Origin of the sequence: Streptomyces sp. NBC_00102, assembly GCF_026343115.1 — a bacterium.
Classification (GTDB): domain Bacteria; phylum Actinomycetota; class Actinomycetes; order Streptomycetales; family Streptomycetaceae; genus Streptomyces.
In genome coordinates this window covers 2,672,782-2,689,873 of record NZ_JAPEMC010000001.1, presented here as the reverse complement: position 1 = coordinate 2,689,873, position 17,092 = coordinate 2,672,782, and the positions used below count along the sequence as shown (strand labels likewise).

The following is a 17,092-nucleotide window of genomic DNA, read 5'->3' as shown; positions in this document are numbered from 1 at the left end:
CGTCCCGCCGTGTGCGGCCGGAACGGGCCCGGCCCTCAGCCGTGGAGGGCCTTGGCGTCGGACAGGGTTTCCGTGACGTCCATGAACCCCTTCTTCTGCGACACCAGCCGGCCCCCGCGGACCACCTGGAAGGTGACCCTTCCGTTGACGATGCGGGGGTATGCGGCCGAGCCCAGCATGTCCTGGTAGCGCCAGCGCAGCTCCGGGGTGAGGCCGCCGGTGTCCACCTTCAGCCCGTGGTTCAGCACCGAGGTGACCGCCGACGCGCTCACCCCGCCGTCGCCCAGCGCCTCGACGGCCGCCTTCAGCACGGTGTACGCGATCCAGGTGGTCTGGACGGCCGAGTCCGCGGGGTCGATGGTGTCGTCCTCGAAGGCGTACTTCCGGATCGCCTCGCGCATCGTGGTCCAGCGGGCGTCCGTGGACACGGGGTACCAGCCGGTGACGTACGCCCCCTCGAAGGGGCTGTTCCGGCCGCCGGTGCTGTCGATGAGGGGCTGGCTGACGCTGCCGAGCACCGAGGAGATCCTGACCCCGCCGTCGTTCGAGGGGAGTCGGCGGAAGGAGTCGAAGAAGGTGCCGGTGCGGTCGCCGAGGACCGCCGTGACACAGCCGTCCTCCGCCGCGTCGAGGGCCCTCTCGGCCTCGGAGTCGTACGAGGTCGCCGACTCGGGGGCGACCACGTCGGTGGCGGCGTGCCGGTGGCCCAGCGCCAGGCCCGCGTCGAGCAACGACGCCATGCTGTCCCCGACGATGGAGTCCGGGCGGACCAGGGACACCTTCCCGCAGGAGCCCGCCAGCTGCCTGCCGTTGCCCGCCACCAGCGCCGGCTGGCCGCCGTTGACCGGGTACGACACGAAGCTCTGGTACTCCTCGTCGGAAGCGCCGTATCCGCCGATGTACGGGATGCCCGCGGCCTCCAGCGGTGCCATGAAGGTCTGGCCGTGCCGGCTGTAGGAGCCGACCACCGCCGCGACGTCCCGGTCGACCGCCTCCCGCGCGCACTTCTCGGCCCCCGCGAGCGAGTCCTCCTCGTCGCAGGTGAGCACCTTCAGTTCGTGCCCGCCGATACCGCCCTGCCCGTTGATCCACTTCGCGTAGGTGGTGGCGATGGCCGTCACCCCGGCCATGGTCACGGAGTCGGCGTCGTCGGACGCTCCCGGAGCCCAGGTCATCACCGTGACCGTGCCGTCGGAGCCGCCGGACGCCCCGGGAAGCACCCCGCAGCCGGACAGCAGCAGCGACCCCGCCGCCACGGCCCCGACGAGGAGCCGCCGCGTGCCCGGGGAGGCGGCGGAGCCGAAGGAGCCGAAGGAGCCGAAAAGGGGGGCGTGCAGCCGTCCGGTCATGGACACGGAGCCTGCCGGGCCACGGGTAACGGCGCTGTGTGCGAAAGGCAACGCGGAGCGACCGTGAGGTGAATTCCGGGGGCCCGCACGAGTGCGGCGGCAGGGAACGTACGATCGACAACCGTGCACCAAGGTTCGGAGAACACTTCCCGTCGAGGCCGCCGCTCCACCACCATGGACGGCATGCCGCTCAATGACATGCCGTGGTGGCGCTGGCGCAGCAACGTGCGCTCGGCGCTGCACATGCTCTCCGACCCCGTCTTCCACCACGAGTGCTGGCTGGCCGGCCGGGAAGGGTACGGCGACGTCACCGACGCCGTGTACCGCCTGGTCGAGGACACCTGGCTGGACAACTGGTCCGCCGAGAAGTACATCGGCACGATCTTCCGCGACCAGGCCGAAGCCGCCGCCGTCGACGCCGCCGTGCTGCGGGTGCTGCGCATCATGCACCAGGTCGGCGCGGACGCCCCCGTCTCCGCCTACCTGGAGCACGCGGGATGGCCGGAGGCCGTCCAGACCACCCGCGAGGCCCATGTGCTGCTCGCCGCCAACGACGGCGACGACCCGGACGTGCCGCCGCGTTCGCTGGACGTTCTCCGCATCATGACCAGATCGGCGTGAGGGCTCGCGGGTGTGGCAATCTACGGGGATGACCGCGCCGCAGCCCGCTTCCCCCGCCCCGGACGCCCCGGACGCCGAGTCCGAGAGCTATGTCCTCATCCTGTCCTGCCCCGACAAACAGGGCATCGTGCACGCCGTGTCGAGCTACCTCTTCATGACCGGCTGCAACATCGAGGACAGCCAGCAGTTCGGTGACCATGACACGGGCCTGTTCTTCATGCGGGTCCACTTCTCGGCGTCCTCGCCGGTGTCGGTGGAGAAGCTGCGGGCGAGCTTCGCCGCGATCGGCGACTCCTTCCACATGGAGTGGCAGATCCACCTCGCGTCGGAGCGGATGCGGGTGGTGCTGATGGTCAGCAAGTTCGGTCACTGCCTGAACGACCTGCTGTTCCGGTCCAGGATCGGCGCGCTGCCGGTGGAGATCGCGGCCGTCGTCTCCAACCACGAGGACTTCGCCGAACTGGTCGGCTCGTACGGCGTGCCCTTCCGGTACATCCCCGTCACCCGGGACACCAAGGCCGAGGCCGAGGCGGAGCTGCTGGAGCTGGTCCGCTCGGAGGACGTCGAACTCATCGTCCTCGCCCGCTACATGCAGGTCCTCTCCGACGACCTCTGCAAGGAACTCAGCGGCCGGATCATCAACATCCACCACTCGTTCCTGCCGAGCTTCAAGGGCGCACGCCCCTACCACCAGGCGCACGCCCGGGGCGTGAAGCTGATCGGCGCGACCGCCCACTACGTGACGGCCGACCTCGACGAGGGCCCGATCATCGAGCAGGAGGTCGAGCGCGTCGGCCACGGCGTCACCCCGGACCAACTGGTCGCGATCGGCCGGGACGTGGAGTGCCAGGCACTCGCCCGCGCGGTGAAGTGGCACGCGGAGCGGCGCATCCTGCTCGACGGCCGCCGCACGGTCGTCTTCGCCTGACGGGCAGCCGGGCAGCCGGGCAGCCGGGCAGCCGGCCGGTCAGGCGGTCAGCCGGCCGGTCAGCCGGACGCGGGCGGATGCCCCGCCCGCGTCACTGCCCGCCCGCGTCAGGGCTTCCGGCGGACCCGGGGCCCTGAAGGACCCGGGGCCCTGAACAGCCCGTTGAACGTGCGCACACGTGTCACAGCCTGCTGAGCGAGGCCGCGGCGAACAGCACGTCCTGGATGGCCTGGCGGTCGCCGACCTGCCCCACCGCTGCCTCCACCGGCGGCACGTGGCCCGCCACCAGCTCGCAGAACTCCACGCCGTCCAGGGCGATCTGCGCCACCGCGTGGTCGGCCGACCCGACGGCTGCCGGTGAGTCGAGCGGGATGTACCAGTCCCCGCCGCCCCGGCCCTCCACTTCGAGGTGGAGCGAGCGCCCCGGCGAACCCGCCGCCACCAGCTCCTTCGCGGGCGCGGCCAGCCCCGCCCGGCGCCGGACCGCCAGCGCGCCGGGCAGCAGCCGGGCGGCCAGGTCGACCATCCGGTTCAGGTGCCCCGCGGCCGGCGGGTCGTACGGGTAGTGCACCGCCCGCGCGATGTCCCAGCCGTGCACCCAGCACTCGAAGGCCCGCTCCAGCAGCGAGTCCCGCATCGACAGCGAGAAGCTCCCGTACGAGACGGAGTCGTCCGCCACCGCGTGCTCGGCGAACGAGACCGTACGCAGCAGGGTGTGGTTCAGCTCGCGCCACGGCGTGCGTACGGAACGGGTCGCCGGGCGGGCCGACTTCGACCAGATCGCCTCCGTGCGCGCGGTCGGCGTACACGGCAAGTCCCGGTCGCCCGACGGGCTGTGCAGCCCGAGCGCTTCGGCCACGATGCCGTCGACGGCCAGCAGATGGGCGATCACCCCGGCCACCGTCGTCTTCCGGGTGGTGGGCTTCTCGTCCTCGAACCACCGCAGCCGCACCGGGGCGTGCCACTCGGCGTCGCCGATGTCCCGGAGCAGCGCGTCGAGCCTGGCCGTCTCCGCGTCGTAGGGCGCCGCCCACTCCGGCAGCGGGATTCCGGCCGGACGGCGCTCCAGGCAGCTCTCGATGACCCGGCTGCGGAGCTTCGGGTCGAGGTCCAGCGAACGGTCGGTGTGCAGCAGCCCCACCGCGTCCCGCAGCCGGGTGCCCTCCTCGCGGCAGGGCAGACAGCGGGCGAGGTGCTCCTCGACGGCCCGGCTCTCCTCCGCCGAACACGCGGCCAGCGCCCAGGCGCCGAGCATGGACCGCAGCGCGGAGTGCGAGGTCTCGGGCACCGGGACCACCGGCACGGGGACGGTCGGCAGCACGAACGGCGGCGGCTCCGAACGGCGCCGGGGCCGCGGCACCGACTCCTGGTGCTGTTCTTGTTCCTGTTCCGGTTCTGCTGCTGGTTCCTGGCCGGGGTCCGGTGCGGGTCCGGCCGCAGCGGCTTCGGCCGCTTCCGCCGTCGGGGAGTTCGTCTCCGCGGCCCCCTCCGCGCCGGGCAGGTCCTCCACGTCCGTGAGGTCCGCGAGATCCGTCAGGTCCGAGGGGAGCACCGGGCGCGGTACCGCGTCGAGGGCCAGGTCGTCCGGGGCGCTGCGCGGGCCCGGTATCCGCCGGGCACGGCGCACGTCGTCGCCGCCCTTGCCGTCGCCGCCGCCGTGGCTGCTCACAGGGCACGTCCGTAGCCGGGCGGCGAGAAACCGTCCACCGGGGCGAGGTTGGCCGTCGCGAGCAGCTGGAGTCCGAGCCGCAGCCGGCGGCGGGCCTCGATCTCGGTCACCCCGAGGTCGGCGGCGGCCTGCCGGTAGTCGCGGCGCTGGATGTACGCGAGTTCCAGCGCGGCCCGCAGCGCCTCGGGCATGGTGGCCGCGATGTAGTCGGCGCGGGCCGCCGCGGTCGCCCTGCGCAGCCGTTCGTCCAGTTCGGAGGTGTCCGGCGGGTCCTCGCCCGCCTCGGCGTACTCCTCGTACGCGTCGCGTTCCGCCGCGCGCAGCCGCTCCACCGCACGCCGGTGGGCCAGCCGCGCCACCCAGGACCGCATGGAACCCAGCTTGGGATCGAAGGCGTCGGGGTTCTCCCAGACGTGGGTGAAGACCTCGCGGGTCACGATGTCCGCGGCGGCGTCGTCGTCCAGCATCCGGTTGGCCTGGCTGTGGACGAGCGCGGCGAACCGGTCGTAGAGCTCGCCGAGGGCCGCCGCCTCGCCGCGGGCCAGCCGTTGCTGCATCCTGCGGTCCCAGCGGGGAGGTGCGCCGTACGCCATGTAACCCCCAGCCCTGCGCCGTGCGGTCGGTCCCGGAACGTGCCCCCATGTCCCCTCGTGCATCCCGAATGTAGTGCGCGACCCGGTCCGAACACGAACCTTTGCGCCAACTACCTCTCCGAGGGCCCGCCGAATGATATGAGGGGCCCGGTGACGGGAGGGCGAGCGGCGGATGGGCCGCCCGGGATGCCGGAGATGTCGGGGTGGCGGGGGAGCGCGGCGGCAGGGGGCTTCTTGCCCTTCGGCGCTCCCGCAAACCCGCGTGCACACGGAAGAGTGGCCCGGTGTTTCATGGAGGGGCGAGTGGGCAGCCGCGAGGAGGAACGGAATCCTCCGCATCGACACCGGTACGGCACCGGTTTCGACGGGAGCCCCCGGAACGAGAGGTCCAGTCGCGTGGTGCTGAAGGTGGACGAGGCCGAGCAGGGCGATTGGACCGTGCTCCGGATAAACGGCGAACTGGACCTGGTGACGTCACCCGTCGTCCGTAGTTCCGTGCACGGGGCCGTCGCGGCCGGGCGGCATCAGGTCGTCCTCGACCTGACGGAGGTTCTCTTCTGCGACTCCAGCGGCGTCGGGGTGCTGATCGCCTCGCGCCGGCTGATGAAGTCCTGCGGCGGCCGGCTGCGGCTCATTCTGCCTGCCCGGGGGGCCGAGGACGGCTCCCACGTCAACCGGGTGCTCGCCGCTCTGGGGGTGCGCCGGCTCTTCGAGGTCTACCCCGACGCGGACGCCGCCGTCGACGAGGCGGCTCTCCCGCTGCCGGCCTGAGCCCCCGACGGACCGCCGGCGCGGTGAGGTTGTCATACCGCGCTGTCACATGGCTGTCTTGCCGCGGTGACACGTGGTGACCTCGGGCGTCGTACGCTCCCGGCATGGACAGCGCAGAATACGAGCGCAAGATCGCGCACCGCTTCGCCGCCTTCGACCAGGACGGCAGCGGCTACATCGACCGGACCGACTTCAACGCCGCCGCCGCCCGGCTGCTCGCCGAGTTCGGCACGACCGCCCGGTGCGACCGGGGGCAGGCTCTCTACAGCGGGGCGGAGGCCTTCTGGCAGGGCATGGCCGGGATCGCCGATGTGGACGGGGATCAGCGGGTCAGCCGCGAGGAGTTCGTGGGCGGGGCGGTGAAGCGGCTGCGGGACAGCCCCGAGCGGTTCGCGGAGATCGCCCGCCCCTTCCTGCGCGCGGCCATCGACGTCGCCGCCGCCGACGGTACGGATCTCCGGGAGCCGTCGGCCGACGGTACGGCTCCGGTCGACGCGGTGGAGCGGGCCCTGCGGGTGCTCGGTGCCGACGTGGACATCGCACGCGTCGCCGCCCGGAGCCTGGACACCGACCAGGACGGGCGCATCGCGGAGGACGACGCCGTGGCGGCCCTCGCCGCGTACGTCACCGTGGTCGAGCCGGACGCCTGAACCCGGCGCGTGTCCGGTGCTTCCCGTCGGACGGCGGCTGTGGCGCGGTCGCGCGAGCGCGGTGCCGGTGCGCCGCCGCGATGCGGCCGTGCGGTCGCGGCGGGTTCGCGCGGCCGCGGCGGAGCGCGCGACCGGTCCGGACCGGTGAGCCCCCCACGCTCCGGCCGCGCGCTCCGTAGTGCGCCGGGCGTGCGGGTGGGCGTGCATTCGCTCAGGCGTCCTGCCTCCCTCTTCGCGCAGATGTCCGGCCCGGCCGTCCGCCGCTGCCGGAGCGAACCGTTCCGCCAGGGGTGAGCCCGGTCGCCGCATGCGGTGACGTGCGGTGACGCTGGAAGGTCGGCTCTCGCGCCACATCGGCAACGCCCCGTCGCCGTTTCGTCACCGGCAGGAGTCGTCAGCCTGCTCGGGTACGCTCCGTGGGATGCGAGAGCTAGTGGAACCGGACGCTCCGGAGGCGGCCTGTGCGGCGGCCGAGGGCCGGGTGTGGTGCCTTGCTCGACCCGCAGGGAGCTGCACCGGGCCGGGCCGGGCGGCGATGCCGGGGGCGCGGAGGTCCGTCTCGGCGGCCTCCCGCCGAGTGCGTCGCACAGTATGCACCACGCGTACTCCTTCGCGCGTGAATATGCCCGAAGCGCTTGTTGCGGTGACTGTACGTCAACCATGCTGTCGCGCACAGGAATCACGTTCCGTGATCCTGAGGAGGCGCGAGGCGATGTGTCCGCCGGTTCGGATGGTGTGAGCGGTGCAGGTGCTTCAGGTTCAACTGGAGGTCGGGGCGGATCCCGCAGAGGTGGGACGAGCCCGCAGATGGGCGCGCTCGCGCCTGGAAGGGTCGGGGATAAGGGATGACGAGCCGCTCGCCGAGACGCTCATCCTCCTGATCTCGGAACTGGTCACCAACGCGGTGGTGCACACGGGCTGTCCGGCCGTCCTGCGGATGCTCTTCGGCCCGACCGGTACGCCCGGGGCGGGGGGCACCGTACGCGTGGAGGTGGCGGACGCCAGCGCCCGCCCGCCGAAGCAGCGTCACGCGGAGGGCGACGACACCAACGGGCGCGGCCTGGAGCTGGTGGACGGGCTCGCCGACCGGTGGGGCTGGATGCCCGAGGGCACCGGGAAACAGATCTGGTGCGAGGTCGACCGGCACGGCCGCGCGGCGACGGAGGCCCGCGCGGAGGATCCGGCCGCGCTCGACGCCTACGACCCGTTGCTCGCCTTCAGCGACCTCTACCCTGACCTGACCTGACCTGACCTGACCTGACCTGACCTGACCTGACCCGACCCGACCCGACCCGACCCGACCCGACCCGACCCGACCCGAGCCCGGCACGGCCCATCCCGGCCGGGATCGTCCCGAGCCGGACCCGCGGTGGGCGGGCGGTCACCCCCGTGCGTCGGCGGTCGCGCGGAAAGTCCTGCGGTAGACGGTCGGGGGGACGCCCAGGGCGGCCTGGAAGTGCTGCCGGAGCGAGGTCGCGGTGCCGAAGCCGGACTGGCGGGCGATCTGGTCGACGCTGAGGCCGGAGGACTCCAGGAGCCTGCGCGCGTGTTCCACCCGCTGCTGGGTGATCCACTGGCCGGGGCTGATGCCGACCTCCTCGCGGAACCGGCGGGTGAAGGTCCGTACGCTCATCGACTCGCGCTCCGCCATGTCCCGCAGCTGGATCGGCCGGTCCAGACGGCCGAGCGCCCAGGCCCTGGCCGCGGTCGTGGTGGCGAACCGGGGTTCGGGGACCGGGCGTTGGATGAACTGGCGCTGCCCGCCGTCCCGGTGCGGCGGTACGACCGTGCGGCGGGCCACGTCGTTGGCGACGGCGGTGCCGTGGTCGCGGCGCACGAGGTGCAGGCAGAGGTCGATACCGGCGGCCACTCCGGCGGAGGTGAGCACGTCCCCGTCGTCCACGAAGAGCACGTCGGGATCGACCCGGATCTTGGGGAAGAGCCGCTGGAAGTGGTCGGCGGACGCCCAGTGGGTGGTGGCGGGGCGGCCGTCCAGATAACCGGCGGCGGCGAGGACGTACCCGCCCGTGCAGATGGCGACCATCCGGGTCCCCGGCCGTACGAGGGCGAACGCGGCGGCGAGTTCGCCGGTCAACCGGCCCTCGTCGTGCACCCGGCCCAGCTCGTACGAGGCGGGGACCACGATCGTGTCGGCGGTGGCGAGGGCCTCGGGGCCGTTGCGGACCATGACGGAGAAGTCGGCGTCCGTCTGGACCGGGCCCGGCGGGCGGACGGAACAGGTCACGACTTGGTAGAGCGGCTCGCCCTCGTCGCCGGGCCCGAGGCTCCGGGCGATCCCGAAAATCCTCTGGGGGATGCCCAGTTCGAAGGGAAGCAGCCCGTCCAGCGCGAGCACGACCACACGGTGCGGCACGACAGCCCCCTCAATAATGCCTAGTGGTATAGACCTTCACCTGATACACCTCTGCGATGTGACGGACAAGCAACGGGACGGCGCGGGCATTCCCGGACTGAGTGAACAGGGGACGGTACACGCCCCGCGGCGGCCGGCCCCCGGACCGGACCCGACCGTGTCCCCGGCGGACTTCCCAGGCGGGGCGAGCCGCGAAGTCCCGCTGTGGAACCGCAACTTCCGGTACTTCTTCGTCGCCCGCACCGTCGCCCTCTTCGGAGACGGCATGATCCCCGTGGCGCTCACCGCCGGGCTGCTGGGCGCGGGCCGCCCGAGCTCCTCCGTGGGATACGCGCTCGCCTCCTGGATGGCCCCGCTCGCGGTCTTCGTCCTCTTCGGCGGGGTGCTCGCCGACCGGTTCACCCCCCGCCGGATGATGGTCGCCGCCGACGCGCTGCGGCTGGCCGGCGCCTCGACGCTGGCGGTCCTCTTCACCACCGGCAACCCGCCGCTCTGGGCCGTCTGCGCGCTCAGTTCGGTCGCGGGCGTCGGCGCCGCGCTGTTCCAGCCCGGCGTCGCCTCGACCGTGCCCCGCATCTCCACCGACGTCCAGCGCGCCAACGCGGTCCTCCGGGTCTCCGAGGCGCTGATGACGATGGCCGGACCGGCCTTCGCGGGCCTGCTGGTCGGCGTGGCGAGCGCCGGAGCGGTGTACGTCGCCAACGCGGCCACCTTCGCCGTCTCCGGCGTCTGCCTCTTCCTGCTGCGCCTCGCCCCCGCCCCGCACGACGAGGTGCGGCGCGGTGGATTCGGCGCCGAACTGATCGACGGCTGGCGGGAGTTTCGTGCCAGATCCTGGCTCTGGGGAGTGATCGCGATCTGGACGGTGTACGGCTTCGCCGTCCTCGGCCCGGTCCTCCCGCTCACCGCCGTCCGCATCACCGAGGGCCACGGCTCCGGGACGTACGGCGTGATGATGGCGATCAGCGGCGCGGGCAGCGTGGTCGGCGGGCTGCTCGCACTCCGGCTGCGCCCCCGGCGGCCGCTGGCCGCAGGGGCGTTGGCGCTCCCGGCGGTCGCCCTCAACCTGGTGGTGCTGGGCCTGGACCTGCCGGTCGCGGTCCTCGGCGCGGGCCAGTTGGTGGCGGGCGCGGCCTCCGCGTTCTGGCTGGTGATGTGGTCCACGACGGTCCAGACGCATGTGCCGCCCGAGGCCCTGAACCGGCTGCACGCCTACGACGTGGCCGGATCGCTCCTCATGGTCGCGGCGGGCCGCGCGCTGGCCGGCCCGGTCGCCGAGGCGGTCGGCACGACCCCGCTGCTGCTGGCCGGAGCGGTGATCAACATGCTCGTGGTCGCCGCGCTGCTCCTCTCGCGCCCCATCAGCCGGCTGGAGCGGGCGGGATGAGCGGGACGGTGCGCCGACCGCATCCGGCCATCCGCACCCGAGGGGCCGCGGCGGCCTCCGCCGTTCTGACCGTCGCCGCCGCCCTCGCCGTCCGCGCGGTCCCGGACGGCGAGTTCGGGAAGTACGCGGGCGACGCGCTCTACACCGTGCTGATCCACGCGCTCGTCGTGCTGACCGCCCCGCGGGTGCGCGCACCGCTCGCCGCCGGGGTGGCGCTGGTGTTCAGCTGCGCCGTGGAGTTCGCCCAGCTGACCGGCGTACCGGCAGCGTTGTCGGACCGCTCCGGGATCTTCCGGCTGGTGCTCGGCTCGACCTTCAACGCCCCGGACCTGCTCTGGTACGGGGTGGGCGCGGCGCTCTCGTGGGCCGTGCACGGCTGGGCGGCGCGGCGGGCGGCGGGCCGGTTCGTTCAGAGCCTGGGCCGGGACCCCGCCTCGGACTCCTGAAGCTCCAGCAGCCGCAGCACGTGTTCGGCGGTACGCCTGCGGCTGTTGCCGGAGACCCAGAGCGCGGCGCCGGTCACCGCGAAGGGCACCGAGAGGCCGAGGACGCCGACCAGCTCCGGCCACTGGCGTTCGTCCGCGCAGACGCTCTTGCTGTCCGGGGAGTACACCTCCGACACGGGGGCGCCGCAGTCGACCTCGTGGTCGCCGACGGTGGAGGGGACGCTGAAGGGCACCAGGAGCAGCCAGCCCAGCCACACCAGCAGGACGGCCGCGACCGCCACGAGGCCCATGCCCCAGGCGGATCGCGTGGAGGCGCGGCGGTCGAACTCCTGGCGGGTTTCCCAGTACATGGTGATCTGTCCTCGTTGTCGGGGCGGCTGACGGTGTCGTGGGCCGCAAGGTTGCCTCTGCTTCCGGCAGTTGATCGTACGCATCCCGTACATCTGTCCGAAGGCCGGTGGCCCGATCCCTGCGACAGGTGGCTTCCAGGCCACTCGCCTCTACTCCGTCCCCGGCCGGATGCTCGTGGACGTGACCCAGACATCCCAGAGCGCCGCCCCGGGTGAGGGCGAGCGCCTGCCCCCGTCCCCGGCCGGCAAGTCCCCCCGCCCGTACCGTGTTCCGACCTTCCCCCGGATCCACCGTGCCTGGATCGTCGCCGCCGTCGCCTTCGTGACGATCATCGGCGGCGCCGCCTTCAACGCCCTGCCCGGTCTCCTCATCGACCCGCTGCACACGGAGTTCGGCTGGTCGCGCGGCGAGATCGGCCTCGCCGTCTCCATCGACCTCGCGCTCTACGGAATCACCGCCCCCTTCGCCGCCGCGCTGATGGACCGGTTCGGCATCCGGCGGGTGGTGGCCCTCGCGCTGACCGTGGTGGCCGCGGGGGCGCTGGGCAGCGTTTGGATGACGGCCTCCTGGCAGCTGATGGTCTACTGGGGTCTGTTGGTGGGTCTCGGCACGGGCTCCATGGCGATGTCCTTCTCCGCGACCGTCACCAACCGCTGGTTCGTCGCCCGGCACGGCCTGGTCACCGGCATCCTCACCGCCGCCGGAGCCTCCGGCCAGCTGGTCTTCCTGCCGCTCTGCGCCTGGATCGTCAGGGAGCACGGCTGGCGACCCGCCTCCGTGACCGTCGCGCTCGCCGCGCTCGTCGTCGTCCCGCTCGTCTGGTTCCTGCTGCGCGACCACCCCGCCGACGTGGGCCTCGCCCCCTACGGCGGCACGTACACGGAGCGGCCCGCCCCCGCGCGGGGCGGCGCGGGCAGGGCGCTGCGAGTGCTCTTCGACGCGGCCCGCACCGGGCCGTTCTGGCTGCTGGCCGGGGCGTTCGCGATCTGCGGCGCCTCCACCAACGGCCTGATCCGCACCCACTTCGTGCCCTCCGCCCATGACCACCACATGCCGGTCACCGCCGCCGCCTCGCTGCTCGCCGTCATCGGGGTTTTCGACATCGTCGGCACGGTCTTCTCCGGCTGGCTCACCGACCGCTTCGACTCCCGCCGGCTGCTCGCCGTCTACTACGCGCTGCGCGGGATCTCGCTGCTCTTCCTGCCCATGCTGATGGCGCCCTCGGTGCACCCGCCGATGGTCCTCTTCATCGTCTTCTACGGCCTGGACTGGGTCGCCACCGTCCCGCCCACCATCGCCCTCTGCCGGGAGCAGTACGGCGAGGACAGCGCGATCGTCTTCGGCTGGGTGCTGGCCTCGCACCAGATCGGCGCGGCCGTGGTCGCCTTCCTCGGCGGAGTGGCCCGGGACGCCTTCGGCTCCTACGACGTCGTCTGGTACGCCGCCGGGGCGCTGTGCGCGGTGGCCGCCCTGATGTCCCTCGTCGTGCGCCGCACGCCCCTGCCCGGGGGCGGGAAGGCCGTGGCGGCGGCCTGAGCGGTACGGCCCGCGCGCGACAACTTCCGTGCGGCGCACGGCGATCGACGCGAGAATGCCTCCATGACGGGGACGCGCGGAGTGGGCAGGACGACCTGGTGGGTGCTGGCCGGGGCCGGTGCGGTGGTGGCGGCGGGGCTGCTGGTCTGGGTGACGGCGGCGGACCTGGAGCGGTCGAGCCAGATCGCGGGGGTGGTCGGTTCGGTGGTGGGCGCCGTCGCGCTGGCGGTGGCCTTCCGGCAGCTCCGCGCGGGCACGCCCACCGCGCCCGTACCCGCCCCCGAGCCCGTACGGGCCGCCGAGGGCTCCAACGCGGCACGCGGCAGCATCCGTTCCGCCTCGGCACACGACACAGCGACGGGCGGCCCCACTCCCGCAGAGGGGGCGGAGGCCCCGGGCATCACCGCGACCGGCGGTTCGAACGCGGCCGGCGGCGACATCGACGGCTCGACCGCCCGCCACGGCTCGTGAAACGCAAGCCGCCGACCGGCCCGGACACCCCGCAGGCGCCGCCCGTCACCGCCCGCGCGGGATCCAACGCGGCCGGGCGGGACATCCTCAACTCCGTCGCCCTGCACGTGGAGAACGCCACCCTGCCACCGGCCGAGGCGTACGGCCCCATCCCCTCGGACGCGGCGGCCGGCGGGCTCTCGAACCTGCCGCGCGGCGCCCTCTTCGTCGGCCGCTCCGCCGAACTCGACGCGCTGGACACCGCTTTCGAAGCGCCCGGCGGCGTGGTGCTGCGGGCGGTGAGCGGCCTCGGCGGGGTCGGCAAGTCCGCCCTCGCCGCACACTGGGCGGCCAGGCGCTGCACGGCCCGGCTCCGCTGGTGGATCGGCGCCGACAGCCCCGCCGGGGTCGAGGCGGGCCTCGCCGGACTCGCCCGCGCCCTCCAGCCGGGACTGACCGGACTCCCGCAGGAGCTCCAGCGCGAACGCGCCCTCGCCTGGCTCGCCGCCCACGACGACTGGCTGCTCGTACTCGACAACGTCAACCTCCCCGACGACGTACGCCCGTTGCTCGACCGGCTCGGCGGCGGCGGCCGGGTCCTGGTCACCACCCGCCTCGCCACCGGCTGGCACCACCTGACCGCCACCACCGTCCGGCTCGGCGTCTTCGCCCCCGCCGAGTCCGTCGAGCTGTTCTGCCGGGTCCTCACGCAGACCGGGCCCCGCGACACCGACGGGGCCGCCGAGGTGTGCGAGGAGCTCGGCCACCTGGCGCTCGCGGTCGAGCAGGCCGCCGCGTACTGCCACGAGAACGGCACCACCCCGCGCGCCTACCTCGCCATGCTGCGCTCCTGGCCCGCCGAGACGTACGCGACCGGCGCGGAGACCACCGACGCGGACCGCACGGTGGCCCGCGTCTGGCGCATCACCCTGGACCGCCTCGCCGACACCCCGCTCCCCGGAGACGTCCTGCGCACCCTCGCCTGGTACGCCCCCGACCGCATCACCCGCGACCTGCTGGACGACCTCGCACCGCCTCCCGTCCTCGCCAAGGCGATCGGCCGCCTGGTCGCCCACAGCATGATCACTGCCGGAGCGGACGGCACCCTCTCCGTCCACCGCCTGGTGCAGGCCCTCGCGCGGACCTCCGACCCGGACGACCCGCACCGCGCGGCGGACGCGGTGGCGGCGGCGCGGGAGCGGGCGACCGAGGGCCTGCTCAGAACCGTTCCCGACGCGGACCGGCCGGACCTCTGGCCACTGGGGCGGTCGCTCCTCGTGCACGTCGAGGCGCTGGCCCGGCACACCGCGCCCGAGGACGACTCCGAAGCGACGGCCCGCCTGCTGAGCTGGGCGGCGCGATTGCTGAAGGAGCAGATCGTCCTGGAGCCGGCCGCCGACCACTACCGCCGGGCGCTGGACGGACTGGTCGCCGCCTTGGGGGACGACGCCCAGGCGGTACTGATCTGCCGGAGCGAACTGGTCGAAGTCCTCGTGGGGCTGGGAGAAACGGAGCAGGCGGAGGAGCTCATCGAGGCGCTCCTGGCCGGCACCCGTCGTGTCGTGGGCGGCGATGACACGAACACCCGCATCCTCCGGGCCAACCTGGCGACGTCGGCGTACAAGGCCGGGGACTTGGACCGGGCGGAGACGCTCTACGAACGGGTACTCGCCGACGTGATCCGGGCCGAGGGTGAAGAGGACCAGCTCGCCCTGGCCATCCGATCCGGACTCGCGCACGTCCACGAGGGGCGGGGGGACATCGACAGGGCGCTCGTGATGCACGGCCGGGTGCTCGACGACCTGCTCCGCGTGCGGGGGGAGGACCATCCCGAGACCCTGGCCGCCCGCGACGCCCTCGGCCACGCCCTCGAGTCGGCCGGACAGTCGGCCCGAGCGATCGAGACACTCCGCCTCAACCTGGACGAGCACCTGCGCGTTCACGGAGAGCGGCACCCCGCGACCCTGGTGGCCCGCTGCCACCTCGCGGAAGTCCACCTGCTCGCCGGTGATCAGGAGCGCGCCGCCGTCCTGTTCCGGCAGAACCTCGACGCGGCGCACCATCTCGGGCCGGACCATCCGCAGGCGCTGCTCGCGCGATACAAACTCGCCATCACGTACAGGGAGGCGGGTGACCCGCGCAGGGCCTTGCCTCTCTTCGAGAAGGACCTGGCCGAGCGTTGCCGGCTCTACGGCGAGGACCACATCGAGGCCTTGCGTTCCCGCCAGTTCCTGGCGGCGGCCTGCGCCGAGGCCGGGCAGGGGGAGCGGGCGCGCACGCTCCACGTGGACAATCTCGCCCGCCTGGAGCGGGTCTTGGGGAAGGACCACCTTGAGACCCTCATGAGCAGACGCCACTTCGCCCAGAGTCTGCTGCTCGCGGGGGAGGCGCGAACGGCGCTCGGTCAGTACCGCCGGCTCGCCGCCGACTGTGCCCGGGTCCTCGGCCCGTACGACCCGCACACCCTGCTGGCCCGGACCCAAGTCGCGGCCTCGCACTTCGTGACAGGATCGCCGGCCCGGGGGATCGCTCTGCTGGAGCGGGTGTTCACCGACTGCGCGCGCGACCTCGGCACCGCTGACTCCCGGACCGTGAAGGCGTGGGAGGAGCTCGCCGGGACGAGCGCCGTCGTCGCGACGGTCCACGCCATCAGCGTGGCGAACGGGCGATCCGCTGTGCGATTCGTCGCGCGTCCAGCGCCATCTCGCGGAACATTCCGCTGATCGGGTTGGAGAACCCGGTGAAGTACAGCCCCGGCGCCTCGCGCGGGGACCTCGCCCCGTGCACCACCGGCCGCCCCCGCCCGTCCAGCACCCCGAGGTGCCCGACGAGCCCCTCCAGCGCCCGGCGGTAACCCGTCGCCGCGACCACCGCGTCCGGCGTCAGCCGCGTCCCGTCGGTCAGCACCACCTCCGCGCCCTCGAACGAGGCGATGGCCGCCACCGGCCGCACCCGCCCCGCCTTCACCGCGTCGATCAGCCCCACGTCCTGCACCGGGATCGCCCCGTCCTTCACCCGCGAGTACAGCCCGGTGTCCGGGCGCGGCAGCCCCTGCGCCGCGAGGTCCGGCACCGCGGCCCGCGCCATCAGGGCGCCCGCCCGGTCGACCAGCCACACCGGCAGCCGCCGCACCAGGATGCCCGTCGCCTGCGCGGGCCACCCGGCCGTCGACCGCCGCACGATGTGCGGGACCGTACGCACCGCGATCCGCACCTCCGAGGCCCCGCCCTCCACCAGGTCCACCGCGATCTCCGCCCCGGTGTTCCCGATCCCCGCGACGAGCACGCTCCGGCCCGCGTACGGCTTCGGGTCGCGGTACCGCGCCGCGTGCACCAGCTCCCCGTCCCACGCCTCTCGGCCGGGCCAATCGGGTATGTGGGGCGTGTGGTTGAAGCCCGTCGCGACGACGACCGCGCGTCCCGTCAGCACCCGCCCGCCGGTCGCCGAGAGCACCCAGCCGGCCCCGTCCGGCGCCCGGTCGACACGGGTCACCTCGACGCCGGTGATCACTTCCAGCTCGTGGAACTCGACGTACTTCTCCAGGTACCGCACCACGTCGTCCCGCGACACCCAACGCCCGAACTTCCGGGGCATCTTCAGCCCCGGCAGCGCCGACCAGCGCCGGGTGGTGTGCAGGTGGAGCCGGTCGTAGTGGCCGCGCCAGGAGGCGCCGACCTCCGCCGCCTTCTCCAGCACCACGACCCGTACCCCCTGCGCCCGCAGCGCGGCGGCCGCCGCGAGCCCCCCGGGCCCGCCCCCGATCACGTAGACGGGACGGTCCTCCGTACGGTCGATGGAGGCCGGAATCGCGGCGGGACGAGCGGAACTGCCGTGAGCGGGCGCGGTGTCGGACATGAGCGTCGAGCCTAATCGCGCGTTACCCGAATGGGTCTCGGCAGAGACGGGAATCCATTGCGAATTGATCACGGGACGCGGGCGGTTGAGCACCCATCAGGGGCCGCCTCGC

The 17,092-nt window shown here is 73.3% G+C and carries 16 protein-coding genes; 10 read left to right on the top strand and 6 right to left on the bottom strand.

Features of this window, described 5'->3' with window-relative positions:
- Nucleotides 1–35 precede the first annotated feature (35 nt).
- Nucleotides 36–1,349, bottom strand: coding sequence for an ABC transporter substrate-binding protein (locus tag OHA55_RS11860; RefSeq protein ID WP_266705535.1), 1,314 nt, complete (start codon nucleotides 1,347–1,349; stop codon nucleotides 36–38).
- A gap of 174 nt (nucleotides 1,350–1,523) precedes the next feature.
- On the opposite strand from OHA55_RS11860, the gene OHA55_RS11855 reads away from it, so the two are divergent.
- Nucleotides 1,524–1,970, top strand: a complete 447-nt coding sequence (locus tag OHA55_RS11855) for a hypothetical protein (protein WP_266710572.1) — start codon at nucleotides 1,524–1,526, stop codon at nucleotides 1,968–1,970.
- A 28-nt stretch (nucleotides 1,971–1,998) separates the two neighbouring features.
- A complete protein-coding gene (purU, locus tag OHA55_RS11850; protein WP_266705533.1) occupies nucleotides 1,999–2,898 on the top strand; it encodes a formyltetrahydrofolate deformylase in 900 nt (299 codons plus the stop codon).
- Between the two features lie 181 nt (nucleotides 2,899–3,079).
- Here purU and OHA55_RS11845 read toward each other — a convergent pair whose 3' ends face one another.
- Nucleotides 3,080–4,567, bottom strand: a complete 1,488-nt coding sequence (locus tag OHA55_RS11845; RefSeq protein ID WP_266705531.1) for a maleylpyruvate isomerase N-terminal domain-containing protein — start codon at nucleotides 4,565–4,567, stop codon at nucleotides 3,080–3,082.
- A complete protein-coding gene (locus OHA55_RS11840; protein WP_266705529.1) occupies nucleotides 4,564–5,160 on the bottom strand; it encodes a sigma-70 family RNA polymerase sigma factor in 597 nt (198 codons plus the stop codon). Before OHA55_RS11840 ends, OHA55_RS11845 begins: the two co-directional genes overlap by 4 nt.
- A 396-nt stretch (nucleotides 5,161–5,556) precedes the next feature.
- On the opposite strand from OHA55_RS11840, the gene OHA55_RS11835 reads away from it, so the two are divergent.
- The 3 genes from OHA55_RS11835 (at nucleotide 5,557) to OHA55_RS11825 (ending at nucleotide 7,827) form a co-directional block, all read left to right on the top strand.
- On the top strand, nucleotides 5,557–5,931 hold the full coding sequence (locus OHA55_RS11835) for an STAS domain-containing protein (protein WP_266705527.1): 375 nt from the start codon (nucleotides 5,557–5,559) through the stop codon (nucleotides 5,929–5,931).
- Between the two features lie 104 nt (nucleotides 5,932–6,035).
- Nucleotides 6,036–6,581 (top strand): EF-hand domain-containing protein, encoded by a 546-nt coding sequence (locus OHA55_RS11830; protein WP_266705525.1) that lies wholly within the window; start codon nucleotides 6,036–6,038, stop codon nucleotides 6,579–6,581.
- 742 nt (nucleotides 6,582–7,323) lie between these two features.
- Nucleotides 7,324–7,827: an ATP-binding protein gene (locus OHA55_RS11825; RefSeq protein ID WP_266705523.1), complete on the top strand. Its 504-nt coding sequence runs from the start codon at nucleotides 7,324–7,326 to the stop codon at nucleotides 7,825–7,827.
- Nucleotides 7,828–7,962: 135 nt separating this feature from the next.
- On the opposite strand, the gene OHA55_RS11820 is transcribed toward OHA55_RS11825, so the two are convergent.
- Complete coding sequence (locus OHA55_RS11820; protein WP_266705521.1) at nucleotides 7,963–8,955, bottom strand: GlxA family transcriptional regulator; 993 nt, start codon at nucleotides 8,953–8,955, stop codon at nucleotides 7,963–7,965.
- Nucleotides 8,956–9,112: 157 nt separating this feature from the next.
- Between OHA55_RS11820 and OHA55_RS11815 the strand changes: the two genes are divergently transcribed.
- Complete coding sequence (locus OHA55_RS11815) at nucleotides 9,113–10,342, top strand: MFS transporter (protein ID WP_266705519.1); 1,230 nt, start codon at nucleotides 9,113–9,115, stop codon at nucleotides 10,340–10,342.
- A complete protein-coding gene (locus tag OHA55_RS11810; protein ID WP_266705517.1) occupies nucleotides 10,339–10,788 on the top strand; it encodes a DUF2809 domain-containing protein in 450 nt (149 codons plus the stop codon). The genes OHA55_RS11815 and OHA55_RS11810 overlap by 4 nt, the downstream gene beginning before the upstream one ends.
- Here the strand turns inward: OHA55_RS11810 and OHA55_RS11805 are convergent.
- A complete protein-coding gene (locus OHA55_RS11805; RefSeq protein WP_266705515.1) occupies nucleotides 10,752–11,138 on the bottom strand; it encodes a hypothetical protein in 387 nt (128 codons plus the stop codon). The two genes, OHA55_RS11810 and OHA55_RS11805, sit on opposite strands and share 37 nt — an antisense overlap.
- Before the next feature lie 169 nt (nucleotides 11,139–11,307).
- Between OHA55_RS11805 and OHA55_RS11800 the strand changes: the two genes are divergently transcribed.
- The 3 genes from OHA55_RS11800 (at nucleotide 11,308) to OHA55_RS11790 (ending at nucleotide 15,848) form a co-directional block, all read left to right on the top strand.
- A complete protein-coding gene (locus tag OHA55_RS11800) occupies nucleotides 11,308–12,675 on the top strand; it encodes an MFS transporter (RefSeq protein WP_266710570.1) in 1,368 nt (455 codons plus the stop codon).
- Between the two features lie 63 nt (nucleotides 12,676–12,738).
- Nucleotides 12,739–13,146 (top strand): hypothetical protein, encoded by a 408-nt coding sequence (locus tag OHA55_RS11795; RefSeq protein ID WP_266705513.1) that lies wholly within the window; start codon nucleotides 12,739–12,741, stop codon nucleotides 13,144–13,146.
- Entirely contained in the window at nucleotides 13,143–15,848 is a 2,706-nt protein-coding gene (locus OHA55_RS11790; RefSeq protein WP_266705511.1) for a tetratricopeptide repeat protein, read from the top strand. The genes OHA55_RS11795 and OHA55_RS11790 overlap by 4 nt, the downstream gene beginning before the upstream one ends.
- Here the strand turns inward: OHA55_RS11790 and OHA55_RS11785 are convergent.
- Nucleotides 15,775–16,980, bottom strand: a complete 1,206-nt coding sequence (locus tag OHA55_RS11785; RefSeq protein ID WP_266705509.1) for an NAD(P)/FAD-dependent oxidoreductase — start codon at nucleotides 16,978–16,980, stop codon at nucleotides 15,775–15,777. The genes OHA55_RS11790 and OHA55_RS11785 overlap by 74 nt on opposite strands.
- Nucleotides 16,981–17,092: the final 112 nt, after the last annotated feature.